Source organism: Bradyrhizobium sp. Leo114 (genome assembly GCF_055229415.2).
Genome location: NZ_JBUYEN020000167.1, coordinates 1 through 1,255, shown reverse-complemented (window position 1 = coordinate 1,255; position 1,255 = coordinate 1). Strand labels below are relative to the sequence as shown.

Below are 1,255 nucleotides of genomic sequence, written 5' to 3'. Positions count from 1 at the left end.
TTTTGCGTCATCCGCTCGCCGGGGTCTCGCTTCTGTACGGGGTCGGTGCAAGACCGCCACCTGATGGGGTTGGAGAGGATCGGTCGGCCAATCTACAGGAGCGTGGTTACGAGCCACCTGGTGGGCAACGGCCTGACCTGATCCATCGTCCCGGCGAAGGGACTTCGCTTCGAGAAGGCCTGGTGTGGTGACCCGCCCGAAAACCTGGTGTGCGCCTCCTGTCAGGCTGCCGCCGCGGCGGCGTTGAACGGGGTTTGATCGACCAGCATGCGGTGCATGATCACCGCCAGGCGGCGGGCGAGCGCCACCTTGGCCTTGCTGATGCCGGCGCGGCGGGCGATCCGCATCGCCCAGCTCTTCAATTGCGAACAGCCCTTGACCGGCTTGGTCAGCATGATGTGGGCGGCCTCGTAGAGCACCGTGCGCACCGCGCCGTCGCCGATCTTGCTGATCCGGCCGGTGTAGTCGGTCTCGCCGGACTGGTGCTTCTTCGGCGTCAAGCCGAAATGCGCCCCCACCTGCTTGGATGATTTGAACCGGTGCGGATCGTCGATGGCGCTGGCATAGGTCAGCGCCACGATCGGGCCGACCGCGGGGACCGACGTCAGCAGCCGGGCCTGCATGTCGGCTCGCGCCATGCTGCGGGTCTGCTTCTCGAACGCCGCAAACTCCTTGCGCAGGATCTCGCGCACCGCCAATAGCGCACCGGCGATCCGCTCAAGATGCGGATGGCCGGCGACGAGTGCCTGGATCCGTCCGGCAAACTCGCGCTTCGTCGGCGTGCCGACCTTGAGACCGAAGCCGCGCAGGATCCCGCGCAGGCTGTTCTCGACGTCGAGCAGCTTCGATTGCACCAGCTTGCGGGCGGTCAGCGTCGCCCGCGTCTCCTGCGCGCTCAGCGACTTGCAGTGCACCGGCCGGAACCAGCCCAACCGGATCAGCTGCGCGATCCCCCGGGCGTCGTTGCGATCCGACTTCACCGGCATGGCCTTGAACGCATCCCGCACGTGCCGCGTCTCCAGCAGCTCCACGGCGAGCCCGGCCGCCTTCATCTTTGCAAACAGCCATTGCGACAGCGGGCCGGCCTCCAGCCCGATCCGCTCAAGACCGTAGCCGAGCGCGCGGAACCAGGCGATCAGCGCCTCCGGCTCGCTCGCCACCTTGGCTTCCCGCACGATCTTGCCGTTGGCGTCAACCACACACACGCTCGAGCATTCCAATGACACGTCGATTCCGGCATAGTGCTCCATGGTCG

Annotated in this window: 1 protein-coding gene; it reads right to left on the bottom strand. The window is 66.7% G+C overall.

Translation table 11 applies throughout. From position 1 onward, the window contains the following. Nucleotides 1-221: 221 nt before the first annotated feature. On the bottom strand, nt 222-1,250 hold the full coding sequence (locus tag ACZIRK_RS45195; RefSeq protein WP_474419837.1) for an IS110 family RNA-guided transposase: 1,029 nt from the start codon (nt 1,248-1,250) through the stop codon (nt 222-224). Nucleotides 1,251-1,255: the final 5 nt, after the last annotated feature.